At 69.7% G+C, this 18,856-nt stretch carries 18 protein-coding genes and 1 pseudogene; 11 read left to right on the top strand and 8 right to left on the bottom strand.

Going from position 1 to position 18,856, the window contains the following annotated elements; translation table 11 throughout:
• Nucleotides 1-29: 29 nt before the first annotated feature.
• Nucleotides 30-785 (bottom strand): IclR family transcriptional regulator, encoded by a 756-nt coding sequence (locus tag AC1DCT_RS17760; protein ID WP_477430537.1) that lies wholly within the window; start codon nt 783-785, stop codon nt 30-32.
• A 293-nt stretch (nt 786-1,078) separates the two neighbouring features.
• Here AC1DCT_RS17760 and AC1DCT_RS17755 point away from each other — a divergent pair, with 293 nt between their 5' ends.
• Both AC1DCT_RS17755 and AC1DCT_RS17750 read left to right on the top strand, forming a co-directional pair.
• A complete protein-coding gene (locus AC1DCT_RS17755) occupies nt 1,079-1,399 on the top strand; it encodes a hypothetical protein (RefSeq protein WP_477430536.1) in 321 nt (106 codons plus the stop codon).
• Nucleotides 1,400-1,408: 9 nt separating this feature from the next.
• A complete protein-coding gene (locus tag AC1DCT_RS17750; RefSeq protein WP_477430535.1) occupies nt 1,409-2,536 on the top strand; it encodes an HNH endonuclease signature motif containing protein in 1,128 nt (375 codons plus the stop codon).
• 129 nt (nt 2,537-2,665) lie between these two features.
• On the opposite strand, the gene AC1DCT_RS17745 is transcribed toward AC1DCT_RS17750, so the two are convergent.
• The gene (locus AC1DCT_RS17745) at nt 2,666-3,568 is read right to left on the bottom strand and encodes an aldose 1-epimerase family protein (RefSeq protein WP_477430534.1); all 903 of its coding nucleotides are present in this window, start codon (nt 3,566-3,568) and stop codon (nt 2,666-2,668) included.
• Nucleotides 3,569-3,849: 281 nt separating this feature from the next.
• Here AC1DCT_RS17745 and AC1DCT_RS17740 point away from each other — a divergent pair, with 281 nt between their 5' ends.
• On the top strand, nt 3,850-6,057 hold the full coding sequence (locus tag AC1DCT_RS17740) for a DEAD/DEAH box helicase (RefSeq protein ID WP_477430533.1): 2,208 nt from the start codon (nt 3,850-3,852) through the stop codon (nt 6,055-6,057).
• 120 nt (nt 6,058-6,177) lie between these two features.
• Here AC1DCT_RS17740 and AC1DCT_RS17735 read toward each other — a convergent pair whose 3' ends face one another.
• The gene (locus AC1DCT_RS17735) at nt 6,178-6,654 is read right to left on the bottom strand and encodes a GNAT family N-acetyltransferase (RefSeq protein ID WP_477430532.1); all 477 of its coding nucleotides are present in this window, start codon (nt 6,652-6,654) and stop codon (nt 6,178-6,180) included.
• A gap of 242 nt (nt 6,655-6,896) precedes the next feature.
• Here AC1DCT_RS17735 and AC1DCT_RS17730 point away from each other — a divergent pair, with 242 nt between their 5' ends.
• Complete coding sequence (locus AC1DCT_RS17730) at nt 6,897-7,730, top strand: aggregation-promoting factor C-terminal-like domain-containing protein (RefSeq protein ID WP_440733133.1); 834 nt, start codon at nt 6,897-6,899, stop codon at nt 7,728-7,730.
• A gap of 82 nt (nt 7,731-7,812) precedes the next feature.
• Here AC1DCT_RS17730 and AC1DCT_RS17725 read toward each other — a convergent pair whose 3' ends face one another.
• Nucleotides 7,813-8,853, bottom strand: a complete 1,041-nt coding sequence (locus AC1DCT_RS17725) for an Rv2578c family radical SAM protein (protein ID WP_441977337.1) — start codon at nt 8,851-8,853, stop codon at nt 7,813-7,815.
• A 97-nt stretch (nt 8,854-8,950) separates the two neighbouring features.
• On the opposite strand from AC1DCT_RS17725, the gene AC1DCT_RS17720 reads away from it, so the two are divergent.
• From AC1DCT_RS17720 to AC1DCT_RS17690, 7 genes are all read left to right on the top strand, one after another.
• Complete coding sequence (locus tag AC1DCT_RS17720; protein WP_441977336.1) at nt 8,951-9,910, top strand: M15 family metallopeptidase; 960 nt, start codon at nt 8,951-8,953, stop codon at nt 9,908-9,910.
• A gap of 209 nt (nt 9,911-10,119) precedes the next feature.
• On the top strand, nt 10,120-11,283 hold the full coding sequence (locus AC1DCT_RS17715) for an acyl-CoA dehydrogenase family protein (protein WP_477430531.1): 1,164 nt from the start codon (nt 10,120-10,122) through the stop codon (nt 11,281-11,283).
• 151 nt (nt 11,284-11,434) lie between these two features.
• Complete coding sequence (locus AC1DCT_RS17710; RefSeq protein ID WP_477430530.1) at nt 11,435-11,884, top strand: hypothetical protein; 450 nt, start codon at nt 11,435-11,437, stop codon at nt 11,882-11,884.
• A gap of 195 nt (nt 11,885-12,079) precedes the next feature.
• Entirely contained in the window at nt 12,080-12,436 is a 357-nt protein-coding gene (locus AC1DCT_RS17705) for a PadR family transcriptional regulator (protein ID WP_440733138.1), read from the top strand.
• A gap of 1 nt (nt 12,437) precedes the next feature.
• Nucleotides 12,438-12,803: a DUF1048 domain-containing protein gene (locus AC1DCT_RS17700; protein ID WP_477229735.1), complete on the top strand. Its 366-nt coding sequence runs from the start codon at nt 12,438-12,440 to the stop codon at nt 12,801-12,803.
• A 2-nt stretch (nt 12,804-12,805) separates the two neighbouring features.
• Nucleotides 12,806-13,624 (top strand): ABC transporter ATP-binding protein, encoded by an 819-nt coding sequence (locus AC1DCT_RS17695; protein WP_477430529.1) that lies wholly within the window; start codon nt 12,806-12,808, stop codon nt 13,622-13,624.
• On the top strand, nt 13,621-14,385 hold the full coding sequence (locus AC1DCT_RS17690) for an ABC transporter permease (RefSeq protein WP_477430528.1): 765 nt from the start codon (nt 13,621-13,623) through the stop codon (nt 14,383-14,385). The genes AC1DCT_RS17695 and AC1DCT_RS17690 overlap by 4 nt, the downstream gene beginning before the upstream one ends.
• 98 nt (nt 14,386-14,483) lie before the next feature.
• Here AC1DCT_RS17690 and AC1DCT_RS17685 read toward each other — a convergent pair whose 3' ends face one another.
• The 4 genes and pseudogenes from AC1DCT_RS17685 to AC1DCT_RS17670 form a co-directional block, all read right to left on the bottom strand.
• Nucleotides 14,484-15,359: a siderophore-interacting protein gene (locus AC1DCT_RS17685; protein WP_477430527.1), complete on the bottom strand. Its 876-nt coding sequence runs from the start codon at nt 15,357-15,359 to the stop codon at nt 14,484-14,486.
• Between the two features lie 85 nt (nt 15,360-15,444).
• Nucleotides 15,445-16,185, bottom strand: a complete 741-nt coding sequence (locus AC1DCT_RS17680; protein WP_477430556.1) for an energy-coupling factor transporter transmembrane component T family protein — start codon at nt 16,183-16,185, stop codon at nt 15,445-15,447.
• Between the two features lie 516 nt (nt 16,186-16,701).
• Nucleotides 16,702-18,180: pseudogene (locus tag AC1DCT_RS17675) on the bottom strand (ABC transporter ATP-binding protein); the annotation flags it as partial.
• A 132-nt stretch (nt 18,181-18,312) separates the two neighbouring features.
• Entirely contained in the window at nt 18,313-18,855 is a 543-nt protein-coding gene (locus tag AC1DCT_RS17670; protein ID WP_441977331.1) for an ECF transporter S component, read from the bottom strand.
• Nucleotide 18,856: the final 1 nt, after the last annotated feature.

Raw genomic sequence — 18,856 nt, 5'->3', positions numbered from 1 at the left:
CGCGCGAAGCGCGACGGCCCTGTTGGCGCTCAGATCGCGTTCGTCACGGCCGAGATGTCGGCCACGACCTCGCGCAGCACCGGGATCGCCTGCTCGGCGAAGTCCTCGCCGACGCGCGACATCGGACCAGAGATCGAGACCGCGGTGAGCACCGGCATGTTCGGCACCGCCATCGCGAAGCAGCGCACGCCGACCTCGTGCTCGCCGTCATCGACCGCGTAGCCGCGCTCGCGGCTCAGCGCGAGATCCGCGAGCAGTGCGTCGATCGTCTCGAGTGAACGCGGAGTGGAATGCGGCATGCCCGCGCGGGCGATGATCTCGCGCACCTGGTCGTCGTCGAGCTGGGCGAGGATCGCCTTGCCGACGCTCGTGGAGTGCAGCGCCGCACGGCCGCCCACCTCGGTGAACATGCGCATTGCATGCGGGGACGGGGCCTGCGAGACGTAGACGACGCTGTCGCCGTCGATCGTGGCCAGGTTCGCGGTCTCGCCGAGGCGCGCGACGAGCGACTTGAGCTGCGGCATCGCCATCAGGCCGAACTGGCGGTTCGCGACCTCGCCCAGGCGCACGAGCTTGGGTCCCAGGGCGTAGCGGCGGTTGGCGAGCTGGCGTGCGTAGCCCTCCGCGACCAGTGTGCGCAGGAGTCGATGGATCGTGGGCAGCGGCAGCTCGGCGGCGGTCGACAGCTGGCTGATCGTGGCATCGCCGCCGGCGTCGGCGATGAGCTCGAGCAGATCGAAGACGCGCGAGACCGACTTGACGCCGGTGGAGCTCTCAGCGGCCATGCGGATCCTCTCCTTCGAGATCCGGGCGCGATTATCCGCATGCCGGAAAGATGATTCCCGAGCAGGATATCCCAAGGGGGATGCGACGGGTCGGAGCCGCGCATTGTCGGGGGCTCGTTGGTTGTGCGGCGGTGAGCTCGTTGGTTGTCCGGCGGCGAGTTTGCGCGGATCTCCGCCCGACGTTCGGCGGCGGACGCGATCGAAGGTTTCGTGATCTGTTCGTGATCTTTTGTGGATCTGATCTGGACCTTTTCGAGCCCGGAATGTCGGTGGCCCCGGGTTGAATGGGGGGTATGACGAGCTCGACCGAAACGGTGGTGGATCCCGGGGTTGACCCGGTGGATCCGGCCGTCGTGCTTGCCGCGCTGACGGACGGGTTGGCGACGACCGAGGCGACGATCATCCGGTTGCAGGCGTTGAAGGAAGCGCACCTCGCCGTCGCACAGCGGCTTGCGGAGGACCTCGCCACCGCGGACGGTACGCCGGGGGTGCAGGGTGAGTCGGTGGATCTCGCCGCGCGCAGTGTTGCGGCGGAGTTGGCGGCGGTGCTGCACATGTCCGACCGTGTCGTGCAGGGGCGGATGGTGCGGGCCGCGGAACTGATGACCCGGTAACCGGCCACGATGCAGGCGTTCACGGAGGCGCGGATCAACACCGCCCACGTGCGCCTCATCCAAGATGCCGGCGCACGCCTGGACGATGAGGTGCGGGCCGAGTTCGAGCAGGCAGCGGTCGATGCGTGCGTCGGGGAGACTCCGCACCGGGCGAAGAGGGTGGTGGAGCGGGTCGCAGAAAGGCTCGCCCCGCGGAGCCTCACCGACCGGCATAGGGACGCGCAGGCGAAGCGCACCGTGTGGCGGGAGGAGCTCCCGGACGGGCAGAAGATGCTCGGGCTGATCCACGCGGCCGCGGTGATCGACGGGATTTACGACCGACTCACGCAACAGGCTCGGGCCGTGCAAGTTGCGAACGCCCAGGCGGCGAAGGATGCCGCCGCGGAACTTGGCCCGGATCCGGACGGTCTCGGCGACTCGGGCGACGACCGAAACACGAATCAGCTTCGCGCGGACCTCTGCGCCGACACCCTCCTCACCGGCACCCCGGCCGGGCACGACACGATCGCGGGCATGCTGTCCGCGATCCAGGCGCGAGTCGAGGTCACGATCCCCGTGTTCACCGCGATGGCCACCGACGTGGTTGGCGCACGCGAGCACAGGTCAGGGACGGGCGCCGGTACCGACACCGCTCACGCGGGCTGGGGCGCGACCTTCGGCATCCGCACCGAGCAGCCGGCCGAACTCGCCGGCGGACAACCCATCGACACCGACACCGCCCGGATCCTCGCCGGCGGGGCCACGGCATGGGAACGGGTGCTCACACATCCGGTCACCGGGTCGATCCTCGCCGTGGACCACTACCGGCCCAACGCCGACCTGCGCCGACTCCTGCACGCCAGGGACTCCCGCTGCCGGTTCCCCACCTGTGGGCTCCCACCCACTGCCCAAGACCTCGACCACACCATCGACGCCGCCTTCGGCGGCGCTACCGAGGAGGGCAACCTCGGGGGTCTCTGCCGACGCCACCACGTCCTGAAGCACCAGACCGCCTGGAAAGTGAGCCAACGCGGCGCCGGGGTTCTGGAATGGACCAGCCCCGCCGGATCGACCTACATCGACAAGCCACCCGCACCCGTCACCTTCACCACCGACGAACCGGACCCGCCACCCCACGACGAAACCGCGCCATTCTGAACCGCACCGGAACCAGAGGTGTCGCCGATGTCGCATCCACACGGCGCCGGACCGGTCCGCCTGTCCGGTGAGGGTTGCCGTGCCGACCGTGTGGTCAGGCCGCTCGCCGGCGTTGTCGATCGGCGCGGTTCAGGACGTCAGCGTCACGCCCCACTGCACGGTCCAGATCTCACCGGGCGCGAGACGGCGCAGACCGCGGCCCGAGTTGAACGCCTCGGCGGGGGCGGACATCGGCTCGAGGGCGACCACGAGCTCCTGTCCCGGATAGCTCGTGCTCGTGTACGCCTGCAGGTAGTCCAGCCCCGGGCCCTGCCAGAGCGTGACCACGCGACCGTCGGGGGCGGTGAGCGTGCTGCGCACGTGTCCGTCCGGGTCGCGGTGGAGCGTGGCGAAGCCGGTGTCGAGCTGCACGTCGGCGAGGTGCTGGGGCGCGCGCAGGTCGGTGCCGTCGGACACGGGCGACTCGCCGATCGGCAGCAGCCGGTCGTCGGTCTCGAAGAACGTCTCGGCGGGGATGCGCAGGAGGAGCTGCTTCGGATCCGCTCCCGAGACGGTGAGGAAGGGGTGCGTTCCCAGTGCGACCGGGGCCGGAGCCTCGGAGCGGTTCACGATCGCGTGCTCGGCGGTGACGCCGTCGGGGCCGAGCGAGTAACACACACTCGTCTCCAGCAGGTAGGGATAGCCGATCTGCGGCACCACGTTCGCGCGCAGCAGCACGCTCGCGTCGCTCTGCTCGGCGATCTCGTAGGCCGTGTAGCGCAGCAGCCCGTGGATCGCGTTGTTCAGCTTCGGCTCGGTGATCGCGAGCGCGCGGGTCTCGTCGCCGTCGACCCAGATGCCGTCGCGGATCCGGTTGGGCCACGGGACGAGAACGACACCGGAGCAGGAGGGAGCCGGGCGGTCATCGGGGTAGGGCGGGACGACCGTGGTGTCGCCGACGACGAGGTGCCGGAGGGAAGCGCCGACCTGCGAGATCTGCGCGCGGACGCCGTCCGCCTCGAGGTGGACCTGGACGCCGGTCGGAGTGGTCATGCCGCCATCGTAGAGCGGCAGGGGCGCCGGGCGGGTTCCCAGGTGACTCCGGTAGAGTGGAAGCGTCGGCTTCGGGCAACCGCAGCCCCACGGGATCCCCGTCGGGCGCGGATGTGTGCGAACGTGTGAGCCCAGGGGCCGATGGTGAGTTCGGCGGACATCGCTGAGCGCTTCATCCATCACATGAATGGCCCCCGGCCGACGACTGCCCGGGTATCCCCGCGCCCTATGAGGGCGGCGGGGTGCTGTTCTCGTGCGAGAACCAGACAAAGGACATACCCGTGCCCAAGAACCACAAGCCCAAGGGCGGACGCCCCTCGGCGAACTTCGAGCCGCGTTACGCGAAGAAGACCTCCTTCCACGATCGCCACAACCAGGGGCGCCCCGCCCGCGACGGCGAGTCCGGCCGCGGCGGATTCGACCGCGATGCCCGTCCGGCCCGCGACGACCGGCGCGTGGACTCGCGTCCCGGAAGCCGGTCCCCGAGCCACCGCGGCTACCGCCCCGAGCCCGCGGCGGGCGAGCGTGCGCCGAAGCAGCGTTGGTCTGCGCAGGAGCGCGCCGGCCGCGACGAGTCGCGCTCGATTCGCAACCGTGCCGAATCGGGACGCATCGACGCACCGCACCGCCGGGATGACCGCCCCCGCTTCGACCGGGACGACCGCTCGCGTCGCGACGACCGCCCGCGGTACGACGATCGCGCCGGCCGGACCGAGCGTCCGCGGTTCGACCGCGATGAGCGTCCGCAGCGTGATGACCGTCCGCGATTCGACCGGAATGACCGTCCCCGGTACGACGACCGCGCCGGCAGGACCGAGCGCCCGCGTTTCGACCGGAGCGACCGTCCGCAGCGTGATGACCGCGCGCGTTTCGATCGGAGCGACCGTCCGCAGCGTGATGACCGCGCGCGTTTCGATCGGAGCGACCGTCCGCAGCGTGATGAGCGCCCGCGTTTCGATCGGAGCGATCGCCCGCAGCGTGATGAGCGCCCGCGTTTCGACCGGAGCGACCGCCCGCAGCGCGACGACCGCGCGGGCCGCCCGTCGTTCGACCGCCCGCGGTTCGACCGTGATGACCGCGCCCGCCGGGACGACCGGGCCGAGCGCCCGCGCTTCGACCGCACCGAGCGCCCGAGCCGCGACGATCGTCCCCGTCGGGATGACCGCCCTCGCCGCACGGACGGGCCGAGCCGCAGCGACTGGAACCGCACCGCGGATCGCGGTCCGAAGCACGAGCAGGTCGAGGATGTCGTGCATGAGCGCCTCGAGGCGCAGACCGTGCAGGCCGAAGAGGTCGCGGACGTGACCTTCGGCGATCTCGGACTCGGATCGAACATCGTCGAGGTGCTGACAAACATGGGCGCGGCGACGCCGTTCCCGATCCAGGCGGCCTCCATCCCCGCCGTGCTCGAGGGGCGCGACGTGCTCGCCCGCGGGCGCACCGGATCCGGCAAGACCATCGCATTCGGCGCTCCTCTCGTGGAGAGCATCCTGAAGGCGCAGAAGGGCACGAAGCGCGAGTTCGGTCGTGCGCCGCAGGCGATCATCCTCGCCCCGACGCGTGAGCTCGCGCTGCAGATCGACCGCACCGTGCAGCCGATCGCGCGCAGCGTCGGCCTGTTCACCACGCAGATCTACGGCGGCGTGCCCCAGGCGCGCCAGGTCGGTGCGCTGAAGAAGGGCGTCGACATCGTGATCGGCACGCCCGGCCGCATCGAGGACCTGATCAACCAGGGCAAGCTCGACCTCTCCGACGTGCGGATCGCCGTGCTCGACGAGGCCGACCACATGTGCGAGCTCGGATTCGTCGAGCCGGTGCAGCGGATCCTCCGCGCGACGGGGGAGGGCAGCCAGAAGCTGCTGTTCTCGGCCACGCTGGACCGCGAAGTCGCCGCGCTCGTGGACGAGTTCCTCGTGGATCCGGCCGTGTTCGAGGTGGCCGGTGAGACCCAGGACTCCGGCACGATCGAGCACCGCGTGCTCGTGATCGAGCACCGGGACAAGGCGGAGATCCTCGCCTCGCTGGTCGACCGCGACGGACGCACGCTCGTCTTCTCCCGCACGCGCGCCTTCGCCGAGCAGCTCGCCGAGCAGTTCGAGGACGCCGGGATCCCCGCGGTCTCGCTGCACGGCGACCTGAATCAGGCCAAGCGCACGCGCAACCTGCAGAAGCTCACCTCCGGCAAGGTGAACGTGCTCGTCGCGACCGACGTCGCCGCGCGCGGCATCCACGTCGACGACATCGACCTGGTCGTGCAGGCCGATGCGCCCGACGAGTACAAGACGTACCTGCACCGCTCCGGCCGCACCGGCCGTGCCGGCAACGCGGGCCGCGTCGTCACGCTGATCACCCGTCCGCGTGGCCGCAGGATGACGGAGCTGCTGAACCGCGCCGAGATCGACGCACCCTTCGAGGAGGCCCGCCTGGGCGACGACGTCATCGAGGAGATCGCCGGTCGCATGCCGTCGGCGGCAGACCTCACCTCCTGAGCGCCGCGCGGCCGCGCGCCGCGCCATCACATGAAAGGGCCGGGAGCACCAGGTCCGGATGATTCCGGAGCCGCACTCCCGGCCCTTCCGTGCACCCGGGAGTCCCAGTCGGGGAACGAGTCAGAGCACGAGCGCCCAGTCGTTGCTGAGCAGCTCCTCGCCACGGAACGGGAACCGCCGGGTCGCGCGCAGCGTGAACCCCGCACGGCGGCAGAGCGCGTTCGAGGGCTCATTGTCGACGGCGGGGTAGGCATGGATCTCGTCGTGCCGTCCATCCGCGCGGACGACGGCGAGGAGTTCCTGGAGCGCCAGCCCGGCCAGCCCGCGCCCTTGGTGCTGGGGGAGCACTCCCCAGCCGGTCTCCCAGACGACCTCACCGCCTTCGAGGGTCTCCCAGTAGCCGATCGTTCCGACGGGCTCGGATCCGTCGACGATCACGAGCATGCGCCCGGGCAGATCCTCCTTCAGGTAGCGAAGATGCCGCTGCTCCAGCTCCTCCGCGCTCTCGGTCGCGACGAGATGCGCCGTCATCGCGGGCGTGTTGAAGGCATCGAGCAACGGCCGGTCCTCGGGCTGCCAGGGGCGAAGCGTGACCATGAGGAGACGCTATCCGGAGCCTCCGACAAGGCGGGTCCCAGCAGCGTGAACAGCGGGATGCGGTCGGAGATCGGCCACGAAATCGGAACCTGAGAATTCGGACAAAATATTGTGCAGGATCCCGGGATCCTCGGTGGGCTCCCAGGAACAGTGATGCAGGATCGTTACCTTGTACGCCCGACCCGAGGCGTTGACGTCGCTACCCGAGCGGCGCTGAAGACTTCAAGGATCGTTACTTCGTCATGTCGAGAAACCCGTTCTTCCGCTCTGCCCGCAGTAAGACCGTCGCCATCGTGAGCGCGACGGCCGTGCTCGGCGCCCTCGTCGTCGGCGGTGCCGTGCTCGTCGCCCCGACCGTCGCCGCCGCCTCTCCGGCCCTGGCTCAGGTCGACGACGTGACCGCCTACAACCAGCAGGCGCAGGTGCGCGCGGCACTCGACACCGCCAAGACCGCGATGACCGACGCCGCCTCCGTGAACGCCGATGTGAAGGCCTCGGGCCTCGATCTCGGCCAGGCGCGCAAGCTCGTCGACGCGACCGGCCTGACTTCGGCGCACGAGGTGCTGTCGGACGCGGCATCGCACAAGGGCTCTGTGCACACCGCGCTCGCCGTGGCCGTCGCCGACTACTCCGAGAAGGTCGAGTCGCAGGTCGCCGAGGTCCGCACCAACCTGAACAACGCCGTCGCACAGAAGCAGGCGGCGGATGCCGCGGCTGCTGCGGCCGCCGCTGCCGCTCAGGCCGCCGCCGAGGCGCAGGCCGCGGCGAACACTCCGGACGGCGCCCGCGCCGCCGCGCAGCAGATCATGGCCAGTGACTACGGCTGGGGCGATGACCAGTTCCAGTGCCTGAACTCGCTGTGGAACAAGGAGTCCGGCTGGAACTACCAGGCCTACAACCCGTCCGGCGCGACCGGCATCCCGCAGGCGCTGCCCGGGGGCAAGATGGCCAGCGCGGGCGATGACTGGGAGACCAACGCCACCACGCAGATCAAGTGGGGCCTCGGCTACATCTCCAGCGTCTACGGCACCCCGTGCTCGGCCTGGGGTCACTCGCAGGCCACGAATTGGTACTGAGCCCGGTTCCACCTGCCGGTTCGGTACGGCCCTGAGTTCGCCGCGGCTCTGACCATGGCGCCGCTCTGAGCCGGCGCCGTGGTCAGAACAGGGTCGATAACGGCTCCGGGGCGCGCACTGCGCGCTCCGGAGCCGTTCTGCTGCCCCGCGCCGGGCGATCGTCGGAGTGCAGCGCCTCCAGCCCGTGCATCCGGATCAGTGGCTTGACTCGCCGTGCGAGCCACCGGCGATAGTCCTTCGGCGCCTCGGCCGCGGATCCGGGATACAGCACACGGTAGGACGACAGCAGATCGGGCCGGTGCTGCGACAGCCACTGCAGGAACCAGGGCTTCACGCCCTGCCTCAGGTGCAGTGCCCCGTAGATGACGTGGTCGGCGCCGGACTCCTTGATGCGTCGCAGTGCGTCGTCGATCGCGTTCACCGAGTCGGTGAGGTGCGGCAGGATCGGCATCAGGAACACCCCGACCCGGAATCCGGCATCGCTGAGCGCACGCACCGTGTCGAGCCGCGCCTGCGTGGACGGCGCCCCGTGCTCGATCGCCTCGCGCAACGTCTCATCGAACATCGCGATCGACAGCTGCACGTCCACAGGCACCCGGGCGGCGGCCTCCACGAGCACCGGGATGTCGCGGCGGATCAGTGTGCCTTTGGTGAGCACCGAGAACGGCGTCCCGGAATCGGCCAGTGCGCGGATGATCCCCGGCATCAGCCGGTAACGCCCCTCCGCGCGCTGGTATGGATCCGTGTTCGTGCCGAGCGCGACCGTCTCGTGCTTCCAGGATCCGCGGCGCAGCTCCTTCTCGAGCGTCTCCACCACGTTCACCTTGACCACGATCTGCGAGTCGAAATCGCGCCCCGCGTCCAAATCGAGATAGGTGTGCGTCCCCCGGGCGAAGCAGTAGACGCACGCATGACTGCATCCCCGGTACGGGTTGACGGTCCAGTCGAACGGCATCTTCGAGGGGCCGGGTACATGGTTCAGCGCCGACTTCGCGAGAACTTCGTGGAACGTCATGCCCGCGAACTCCGGCGTCGTCACGGTGCGGAGGAACCCCGTGCGGTTCTCCATGCCGGGCAGCGCCTGCGCGTCCGTCTCGTCGACCCTTTGCCCTTGCCACCTCATAGCAATATTCGAACATAACAACGATAAAGAGTCAAGAAGAGATCGTCAAAAACTTCGAATGTCGCGGATGTCCAGGTCCGCCGGTGAGAATGGACCCGTGGCAGACCCGCGGCACCCGACTCGCGCGCGCCGCATGGATCCGCGAGTGACGTTCCGGCTGTTCGTCATCCTCGGGCTGGCGGTCGCGCTGATCGGTGCGCTCTGGGCGCTTGCGGACGGCTCGGCCAAGGCCGGCCCTGGTGGGCACGCCGCGGCGGATCCGAAGCCGGCCGGGATCACGATGCCCGAGGCTGCCACGAGTCTCCCGTCCGTGCAGCTGCACGCGACGCCGGCGGCGAACCCCTGCGCGCAAGCTGGCGTGCAGCAGGCGCTGGCGTCCGGCGGCGACGACGCCGTGGTGACGGCATTCGGCGGCGGCGCGGCGTTCCGGGACGCGGTCGCCGCAGGCAACGCCCCGTGCATCGACCTGGCCGACCCGAGCCGGGACTGGGTCGTGGTGAACAAGACCCGGCCGCTCAACCCGGTGACCTACGCGCCGACTTCCCTCGGTGATCCTGCGCTCTCCGTCGACGGAGCGGGATCGCTGCGCTCCGACACGGCGCACGCCCTGGACCAGCTCTCCGCCGCGGCGGATGCGGCAGGCGTCGGCTCGATCGCGCTCGCCAGCGGCTATCGCTCGTACGACACCCAGGTGCAGACGTACTCGGGGCAGATCGCTCAATTCGGCCAGGCGCAGGGCGATGCCCTCTCCGCCCGCCCCGGCCACAGCGAGCATCAGACCGGCCTCGCCGCCGATGTGGTCTCGTGCGCGGGTGGCTGCGGCGACATCGACTCCTTCGGCAGCACGTCGGCCGGCGCGTGGGTCGCCGCGAACGGCTGGCAGTACGGCTTCATCGTCCGCTACGTCGCCGGCCAGACACCGGTGACCGGATACGATCCCGAGCCCTGGCACCTCCGCTACATCGGCGTACCCCTCGCGACGGCGTATCACGACGGGGGCTACGTCACGCTCGAGCAGTTCTTCGGGCTCGCCGCAGCTCCCGCGTACCTGGGCTGATCGGCATCGTCGGTCTGCGTTGCCGCGCCTGTTCGCGCGTCGGCGAAGGCGGGCCTCCAGCGCCCCTCGGCGCCGCTGGAGCGATCGCACAAATCGTGACACCGAGTCTCACCATCAGTGGGATGCATTCCCACAATTTGCGCCGAGATCCGCGATTTTCCGCATAGGATCGCGAGAGCGAAGACGCACACACGATCTGGAGGAGCGCGATGGAACGCGACATCTACGACGAGGACCACGAGGCATTCCGCGACCTGGTCAAGGACTTCATCAAGCGCCACGTCACGAACGAGGCCATCGAGCGCTGGGAGGCGGCCGGCGAGATCGACCGCGCGACCATGCTCGCGGCGGGCGAGGCTGGATTGATCGGGCTCTCCGTGCCCGAGGAGTTCGGCGGCGCCGGGATGCTGCAGGACTACCGCTTCCGCACCATCGTGATGGAAGAGGTCATCGCGGCCGGTGCGGGATCGCTCGCCGGCGCGTTCGGGATCCAGGACGATCTGGCCGTCCCCTACCTCGTGCACATGGGCACACCGGAGCAGAAGGCGAAGTGGCTGCCGCGCATGGCGACCGGCGAGGTGCTCGGCGCGCTCGCGATGACCGATCCGGGTGCCGGCTCCGACCTGCGCGGCATCAAGACCAATGCGAAGAGGGTCGACGGCGGCTACATCCTCAACGGCGCCAAGACGTTCATCTCGTCGGGGACCACGGCGGACATCATCGTGACCTTCGTCAAGACCGGTGAGGGCAACCGTCCCGACGCCTTCAGCCTGCTGATCGTCGAGAAGGGCATGGAGGGCTTCGACCAGGGCAAGAAGCTCAGCAAGATGGGCTTCCACGGCTGGGACACGGCAGAGCTCAGCTTCACCGACGTGTTCATCCCCGAGGAGAACCTCATCAGCGGCAAGGAGGGGCAGGGTTTCATCCAGCTGATGATGAACCTGCCGCTCGAGCGCCTGTCGATCGGCGTCGCCGCGGCGGCTGCGGCTGAGGCGGCGACGAACTGGACCATCGCCTACACGAAGGATCGCGAGGCGTTCGGAGAGCGCATCGCCGACTTCCAGAACACCCGCTTCCGCCTCGCCGACATGGTCACCACCACCGAGGTGATGTGGGCGTACGTCGACCGCGCACTGCTCGCCTACAAGGACAGCAAGCTGTCGGCCGAGGACGCCGCGAAGGTCAAGTTCTGGACGACCGAGCGCGAGTGGGAGGTGCTCGACATGGGCGTGCAGTTGCACGGCGGCTACGGCTACATCATGGAGTACCCGATCGCGAAGGCCTTCACCGACGCCCGCGTGCACCGCATCTACGGCGGCACCAACGAGATCATGCGCGATCTCGTCGGACGTCAGATCGCTGGCAAGCGCTGATCGCCTGACGCGTGAAGGAACGCCCTCGGATCTCCGGATCCGGGGGCGTTCTTTCGGTGATCGTCCTGCACAGGCGGGGCGCGCGCGGAGTTCCGCACCGGTTGCGCGAACAGGCCCGCAGGCGCAGTGCCGTCTCGCCAGGCTGGGCGGCATGAATCCTGAATCACTGCGCGAGCAGGTGCTCGAAAGCGACGATGACCTTCGCGATGCGCTGGAGCTGCTGCTCCAGCAGGCGAACCAGCGGCAGATGTGGCTGCTCTTCATCGACGGGAGAGGCCGGCTCGGCGAGCCCATCATGCCCATGGCCGACTACCCGAGCGATCCGCTCGAGACCGTGGTCGTGGAAGACCTCGGCGAGATCGGCCAGGCGCAGCTGCTCGCGCATCGAATGGGCCTGCTCCGGGAGCTCACCGGCAACGCCGCGGTCGTGCTGGTGTGGGAGCGGCCGGGCGGCGACGTCGTGGGTGGCGAGGAGGATGACGTCCGGATCTGGGCGCGGGCGATGCGACGTCGGGCGGCGGCGCTCGGGCTTCCGCTGCGGGCGCAGTTCTTCTTGCATGATCGCGGCGTGCGCCAGCTGCATGCCGATGACTGGGTCTGAGCGCGAGTCTCGACGGTCGGTATCGACGCCCCCGGATCCTCGGATCCGAGGGCGTTCTCCGTCTCTCGACCGGTGTCCTTCAGCCGTCGAAGGCTGGTTGAAAAAGATTGGTATTCAGTGTTGCTATGTACCGGTACTCAGTGTTACTGTCTACCGGTAGTCAACATCACTGAGTAGAAGAAGGAGGCGATCGCGATGGCGAGTCAGATGACCGAGATGCTCAAGGGCACTCTCGAGGGGATCGTCCTGGCGATCCTGGCCGAGCGATCGGCTTATGGATACGAGATCACCACGCGGCTGCGGGACGGAGGCTTCTCCGACATCGCGGAGGGCACGGTCTACGCGCTGCTGGTGCGGATCGAGCAGAGGGGCCTCGTGGATGTCGAGAAGGTCCCGTCCGAAAAGGGTCCGCCGCGCAAGGTGTACTCGCTCAACACGCAGGGGCGGGATCAGCTCGCCGAGTTCTGGAGGACCTGGAGCTTCCTCGCAGAGCACATCGAACAGCTCCGCCACACCGACAGCAGCACGACCGACACGAATGAAGGAGCCTGACATGGCCGCCAAGTGGATCGAAGCCCTCACCGGGTCCCTCGAACAGAAGAAGCAGTACCGCCAGTACAAGGCCCGCATCGAGGCCCTTCCCGAGCCCTACGGCACGGTCGCCAAGGCCACGGACCGCTACCTGATGATTGCCGGCGGCATCACCGACGGCGACGTCATGGTGACGATGCTCAGCGACCTCGCCGACCTCTGGGAGCGCGCGGCGGCCGACGGCACGCCGGTGCGCGACATCGTGGGCCACGACCCGGCCGAGTTCGCCGAGACGTTCGCCCGCGCTTACAACGGCAAGGTGTGGCTCGACAAGGAGCGCACCCGCCTCAACAAGGCGGTCGACGACGCCGCCCGGAAGGAGAAGTGACCATGACCACCCTCACCGCCCCCGCGATCCGCGTGCAGGGCGTCACCAAGGCGTTCAAGGACCTGCAGGTCCTGCGCGGCGTCGACTTCGAGGTCGAGCGCGGCAGCATCTTCGCCCTGCTCGGCTCGAACGGCGCCGGCAAGACCACGCTGGTGCGGATCCTGTCGACGCTGCTGAAGGCCGATGGCGGATCCGCGACCGTGCACGGCGTCGACGTCGCCTCGGCACCGAACGACGTGCGCGACGCGATCAGCCTCACCGGCCAGTTCGCCGCGGTCGATGAGATCCTCACCGGCCGCGAGAACCTCGTGCTCGTCGCGAAGCTGCGGCACCTGAAGGATCCGGGATCCGTGGCCGACGATCTGCTCGCCAGGTTCTCGCTCACCGACGCCGGCGGACGCCGTGCGGGCACCTACTCCGGCGGCATGCGGCGCCGGCTCGACATCGCGATGAGCCTGATCGGCAATCCGCCGGTGATCTTCCTCGACGAGCCGACCACGGGCCTCGACCCGCAGGCGCGGATCGAGGTCTGGGACACCGTCAAGGAGCTCGCGAAGGGCGGCACCACCGTGCTGCTCACCACGCAGTACCTCGACGAGGCGGAGCAGCTGGCCGACCGGATCGCGATCCTGCACGAGGGCACCATCATCCAGAACGGCACGCTCGCCGAGCTCAAGCGCCTCCTGCCGCAGGCGAAGGTCGAGTACGTCGAGAAGCAGCCCACTCTCGAGGAGGTCTTCCTCGCCCTGGTCGGCCCGTCCGCGGGCCCGGCCCCTGAGCCCGTCGAAGGGCCTGGCACCAAGAAGGAGGCAGTGAAATGACCAGCCACGTCCTCAGCGACACCGGCACGCTCACCGGCCGTTCGCTCAAGCACATCCTGCGCAGCCCCGACACGATCATCACCACCGCAGTGACCCCGATCGCGCTCATGCTGCTGTTCGTCTATGTCCTCGGCGGGGCGATCCACACCGGATCCGACCAGTCGTACATCGACTACATGCTGCCGGGCATCCTGCTCATCACGATCGCCTCCGGCATCGCGTACACCTCGTACCGGCTGTTCCTCGACCTGCAGGGCGGCATCTTCGAGCGGCTCCAGTCCATGCCGATCGCGCGTTCGAGCGTGCTCTGGGCACACGTGCTCACCTCGCTGGTCGCCAACATCGTCTCGGTGGCGATCGTGGTCGGCGTCGCGTTCGCGATGGGCTTCCGCACCGGCGCATCCGTCGGGGCGTGGCTGGCGATCGCCGGCATCCTCATCCTGTTCACCCTTTCGCTGACCTGGCTGGCCGTGATCGCGGGCCTGAGCGCCAAGACGGTGGACGGCGCGAGCGCGTTCAGCTACCCGCTCATCTTCCTGCCGTTCATCAGCTCGGCGTTCGTGCCCACCTCATCGATGCCGGGTCCGGTGGCCTGGTTCGCCGAGTACCAGCCGGTGACGTCGATCGTGAACACCATCCGCGCGCTTTTCAACGAGCAGCCGGTGGGATCCAGCATCTGGATCGCCCTCGCCTGGATGGTCGGGATCCTCGTGGTCGCCTACGGCTTCGCGATCGCCATCTATCGGAAGAAGATCAGCTGAGCGCGCTCGTCTCATGAGCTCGTCGCCGGTCCGAACCGGATCGAACCGCCTTCGGCGCCCCGTGCGCCCGGAGGCGGTTCGAGGCGGTTCGGGCGGGATCAGCCCAGCGGTTCCGCCGCCGTCTCGCGCGCCGCGCGGGAGGCGGGAGAGGACGAGCCGATCCGCCAGTAGCCGCAGAAGCTGACCTGACCCTTGTCGACGCCGCGCTCGCCGACCAGAAGCTTGCGCGCACCGGAAGCCAGCGCCTGCTCGCCCGCGGCATAGGCGTGGAACGGCGCCTCGGGGAGAGCCAGATCGCGCAGTGCCGCCAGAGCGAGCACGCCGGGCCGGTCGGAGGGCGCGCGCACGAACCACTGCACGTCGATGCCGTCGGGATGCGGGAAGTCCAGCGCGTCCTCCGCGGACGGCGCCTCGAGCAGCACGGATCCGGTCGCATCCGTGGGCAGCGACGCGCAGATCCCGGCGATCGCGGGCAGAGCAGTCTCATCGCCGACGAGCACCACCCGGTCCGTGCCGCGCTCGGGATTGAAGGTGAGCCCCTCATCGATCACGAGCACGTGCTCGCCCGGACGGCAGGTCTCGGCCCACCGTGAGGCCGGGCCCGCGGTGCCGTCGGCGGCGGAGCCGTGCAGCACGAAGTCCACGTCGAGCTCTGCCCCGGCCTCGGCCGCGGCAGGGCGGAACGCACGCACGCTGTAGTTGCGCATGACCGGGCGCTCGCCGTCGGGGATCCGGAGGAACTTCAGGTACCCGAGGGTGTGGTTGGCCTTGGCCGGCACTCGGCTCAGCGCCGCCTCGCCGCCGACAGGCAGGAAGAGCCGGAACCACTGGTCGAAGCCCATCGGCGTGAACCGTTCGATCTCGCCGCCGCCGAGGGTGACGCGGATCCAGTGCGGGGCGAGCCGCTCGGTCCGCAGCACGGTGAGGGGGACGAGCCCGGCCGAGGCCGGCTTGACCATCTTGCTGTATGCCATCGGAAACCTTTCATCTGTGTTTCGAAGTGCACAAATGGCTCCGAAATCGCGGTGCATGGAGCCATTTGCGCGCTTTGAATCCGGATCACGTCAGGATCAGGAGAGCCGCGGTGGCGGCGAGCATCAGGACCAGGAAGACGACGTCGCGCACGCGGAACGGCACCTCATGGCGCTCGGTGCGAGTGGGGTATGCGCCGAAGGCGCGCGAGTCCATGGCCAGCGCCACTCGCTCGGCATGCCGGATCGCGCTCGCCAGCAGCGGCACGATGTACCCCCAGCCGCGTGCGACCCGGGCGAACGGGCCGCGCCCGCCATGCGTGCCGCGCACCCGGTGCGCCGCCCGGATCACGCTCAGCTCGTAGCCGAAGCGCGGCACGAACCGGTACGCCGCGAGCGCCGTGTAGCCGATCCGGTACGGGATCCGCAGCTGCTGCACGCCCGCACGCACCACGTCCGGCCCGGTCGTGGTGAGGCCGGAGATGAGCGAGAGCGCGAGGATCGCCGCCAGCCGCAGTCCCGTCGCGAACCCGGCCTCGAGCGCGCCGGCGTGCAGCTGCCATGCGCCGATTTGCAGCACGGCGGGGGTCGCGGCGACCTGTGCCGGATCCGTCCACAGCGCCATGGACAGCCCCAGCACGAGGATCCCCGCGGGGATCGCGAGCAGCAGCACCGCCCAGATGCGCGCGGTCAGTCGCGCGCCCGTCAGCAGCGCGGCGTAGGCGAGCGCGAGGAAGGCGAGCGGCGTCGCGAGGTCCCGCACGAACAGCAGCAGCACCATCGCGGGCAGCACCGCACCGAGCTTGGCGAGCGGGTTCAGGTGGTGCAGCCAGGCGCGCGCCGGGGCCGACGGCTGCTCGGCGTATGGATCCGGCGGGTTCGGAGGCGTGTCCGCGACGCCCGCGGTGACAGGCGGATTCGGGTCCGGGAGCACGTCGTCCCGCGGATCAGCACGTGACGCAGGAGATGACGAAGTGTCGGAGCCGAGGCTTGCGTCGGATACCCGATGCGCCCGCCTCGCGTCCAGCGGGCGCGAGGCAGTGCCGGTCTCGTCGGCCACGACCGATGAGACAGCGCGCTCGTCGTTGAGCAGTCCGCGCAGCGCTGGCGGGACCGCCGCGTACGCCGTCGGGAGCGGGATCAGGCCATCGCGCACGAGCGCCGGGGTGGGGCCGGCGGCGGCGACCGCACCGTCTTCGACGAGCACCGTATGGGTCGTGTGCCGCACCACCAGGTCGAGGTCGTGCGTCACGAGCACGATCGTCGTGCCGTCGGCGCGCAGCTCTCGGAACAGAGCGAGCAGCTCGTCGGTGCGGCGCAGATCCTGTCCGAACGTCGGCTCGTCGAGCACGAGGATGCGGGGGCGCGTGATGAGCGCGGTTCCCACCGAGAGCCGGCGCTTCTCGCCGCCCGAGAGCAGGTACGGGTGCGTGGCGGCCTTGTCTGCGAGGCCGAACCGATCGAGCATCGCCCCGATGCGCTCGGCGATCTCCGCGGGTGGGGTACGGCGCAGCCGAAGGCCGTGCGCCAGCTCGTCGAACACCGTGTGCGCGATGAACTGGTGCTCCGGGTTCTGGAATACGAAGCCGACGTGCGCGGCCAGCGTGCGTGGTGACGCGGTCGCCGGGTCGATACCCAGGAGCCGGACGGTCCCGCGCGGCGGTGGCACCACTCCGGCCAGCGCCTGCACGAGCGTCGTCTTGCCCGCGCCGTTCGGCCCGATCACCGCCGTGATCGACGCGGGCGCGATGTCGAGGTCGATCCCACGCAGGATCGGCGTTCGCCTGCGGACGACGTCCAGGCCGCGCACGGCGATGACCGGCTTCGGCGCATCAGCCGGACGAAACTCAGTCGATTCGGTCGGTTCCGCGTCGAAGAGGGCGCCAGCGGCCCGAATCGACTGAGTTTCGAACAGCGATGCGTCCACACCCACGCCGCGAAGGGCGCCCGCGAGCTCCGTCGCTGTGAGCGGAAGCGGGGCGATCGGATCCACCCTGAGCGACGGCAGTCGGTCGTTCAGCCGCCGCGCGGCGAGGGCGGCCGTCGGCAGGCGCACCCCGAGGGCGATCAGCTCGTCGGCGTGGTCGCGCAGCACCTCCGCGGCGGGGCCGTCGAAGGCGACCCTTCCGTCGTCGTCGAGCACGATGGCGCGCGTCGCGAAGCCGGCCTCGACCGTGCTCCGCGGGCTCAGGAACCACTCCGCGTCGAGGTCGTGCTCGACGAGGACGATCGCGCGCGTCGGCCCGGCGAGGCTCGCAAGCGCCGCATGCACCTCGGCGGTGCCGGACGGGTCGAGGTTCGCCGTGGGCTCGTCCAGGATGAGCACCGGGGCGGACGTCGCGAGTGCGGCGGCGATCGCCAGACGCTGCTTCCCTCCGCCGGACAGACGGTCGGGATTCTCGTCGCGGCGCTCCCACAGACCCATGCGGCGGAGGGCGTGCTCGGTGCGTTCCAGCACCTCGTCCACGGGCAGGCACAGATTCTCGAGCGCGAACGCCGTTTCGTCCAGGACGGATCCGGTGACGATCTGCGCATCCGGATCCTGGAACACGGTGCTGACATCCCGGCTCAGCTCTGCGACGGGCGTGGTGGCGGTCTCATGGCCGCGGACCGCGACGGTGCCGGTGATCTCGGCGTCGAGCGAGTGCGGGATCAGCCCGCCGAGCGCGAGCGCGAGCGTGGACTTGCCGGATCCGGACGGGCCCAGGAGGAGTACGACCTCGCCGGCGTTCACATCGAACGAGACGTCGCGGACCGCGGGATCGCCCGCGCCGCGATGCGTGACCGTGAGATCGCGCACGCGCAGAAGCGGGGCGGAGGGCATGGGGTTCCGTTCGGGAAGGGCTGCTTAGGCAAGCCTAACCTAGTGGGGCTGGAACCCTCGGGGTGCAGGGCGTCGGCCAGCGACGTCGGCGAAAGGTCGACGCCGTGCGGGGGCGCTCGCGAGGGGGCGCGCTCAGTGCGGGGCGACGCCGGCGCGACGCAGCGAGATGCCGATGCGCAGGCCGACCGCGGTCCAGGCGATCGGACCGAGCACTGCCAGAGGAAGGTAGACGATCCGCGCCCAGAGGGGCAGCTTCTCCAGGTCGACGGCGAAGAACACCACCACCGCGATGATCACGCCGATGATCGCCGCCGAGACGAAGAACCGCCACGCGCCCCAGGCGCGATAGCGCGTGAGGGCGGCGACGCCCTCCTGGATGAGGCCGAACAGCAGCGCGGTGCCGAGGAAGCGCGGGAACCAGATGGGGTTGAACGCGCTCGCGACGAGAGCCGCGAGCACGTGCGTGAGCAGCGCGACCAGTGGGCGGCGCAGCACCTCCTGCGCGATGATCCCCGGCAGCACATGCGAGCCCAGCACCAGGCCGTAGGCGAACGGCGCGCCGGCGATCACGGGGATCGTCACCCAGCCGGCGGCGGCGCCGAGCAGGCCCGTGGCGACCCCGATGGCGGCGCAGACGAGCAGGATCCGCGTGGGCAGCGGGGAGCGGGCGGGCACC

It is taken from the genome of Microbacterium sp. 10L49 (assembly GCF_056395125.1).
The sequence above is the reverse complement of the archived record's forward strand: the minus strand, read 5'-3'. Positions and strand labels throughout refer to the sequence as shown.

What these genes read in the sequence shown, in the direction of transcription:
- AC1DCT_RS17710 (WP_477430530.1), top strand. Translation starts at nt 11,435, where the DNA reads ATGAATCCTGAATCACTGCGCGAGCAGGTGCTCGAAAGCGACGATGAC.
- AC1DCT_RS17750 (WP_477430535.1), top strand. Translation starts at nt 1,409, where the DNA reads ATGCAGGCGTTCACGGAGGCGCGGATCAACACCGCCCACGTGCGCCTC.
- AC1DCT_RS17730 (WP_440733133.1), top strand. Translation starts at nt 6,897, where the DNA reads ATGTCGAGAAACCCGTTCTTCCGCTCTGCCCGCAGTAAGACCGTCGCC.
- AC1DCT_RS17735 (WP_477430532.1), bottom strand. Translation starts at nt 6,654, where the DNA reads ATGGTCACGCTTCGCCCCTGGCAGCCCGAGGACCGGCCGTTGCTCGAT.
- AC1DCT_RS17715 (WP_477430531.1), top strand. Translation starts at nt 10,120, where the DNA reads ATGGAACGCGACATCTACGACGAGGACCACGAGGCATTCCGCGACCTG.
- AC1DCT_RS17705 (WP_440733138.1), top strand. Translation starts at nt 12,080, where the DNA reads ATGGCGAGTCAGATGACCGAGATGCTCAAGGGCACTCTCGAGGGGATC.
- AC1DCT_RS17690 (WP_477430528.1), top strand. Translation starts at nt 13,621, where the DNA reads ATGACCAGCCACGTCCTCAGCGACACCGGCACGCTCACCGGCCGTTCG.
- AC1DCT_RS17695 (WP_477430529.1), top strand. Translation starts at nt 12,806, where the DNA reads ATGACCACCCTCACCGCCCCCGCGATCCGCGTGCAGGGCGTCACCAAG.
- AC1DCT_RS17700 (WP_477229735.1), top strand. Translation starts at nt 12,438, where the DNA reads ATGGCCGCCAAGTGGATCGAAGCCCTCACCGGGTCCCTCGAACAGAAG.
- AC1DCT_RS17685 (WP_477430527.1), bottom strand. Translation starts at nt 15,359, where the DNA reads ATGGCATACAGCAAGATGGTCAAGCCGGCCTCGGCCGGGCTCGTCCCC.
- AC1DCT_RS17725 (WP_441977337.1), bottom strand. Translation starts at nt 8,853, where the DNA reads ATGAGGTGGCAAGGGCAAAGGGTCGACGAGACGGACGCGCAGGCGCTG.
- AC1DCT_RS17755 (WP_477430536.1), top strand. Translation starts at nt 1,079, where the DNA reads ATGACGAGCTCGACCGAAACGGTGGTGGATCCCGGGGTTGACCCGGTG.
- AC1DCT_RS17745 (WP_477430534.1), bottom strand. Translation starts at nt 3,568, where the DNA reads ATGACCACTCCGACCGGCGTCCAGGTCCACCTCGAGGCGGACGGCGTC.
- AC1DCT_RS17760 (WP_477430537.1), bottom strand. Translation starts at nt 785, where the DNA reads ATGGCCGCTGAGAGCTCCACCGGCGTCAAGTCGGTCTCGCGCGTCTTC.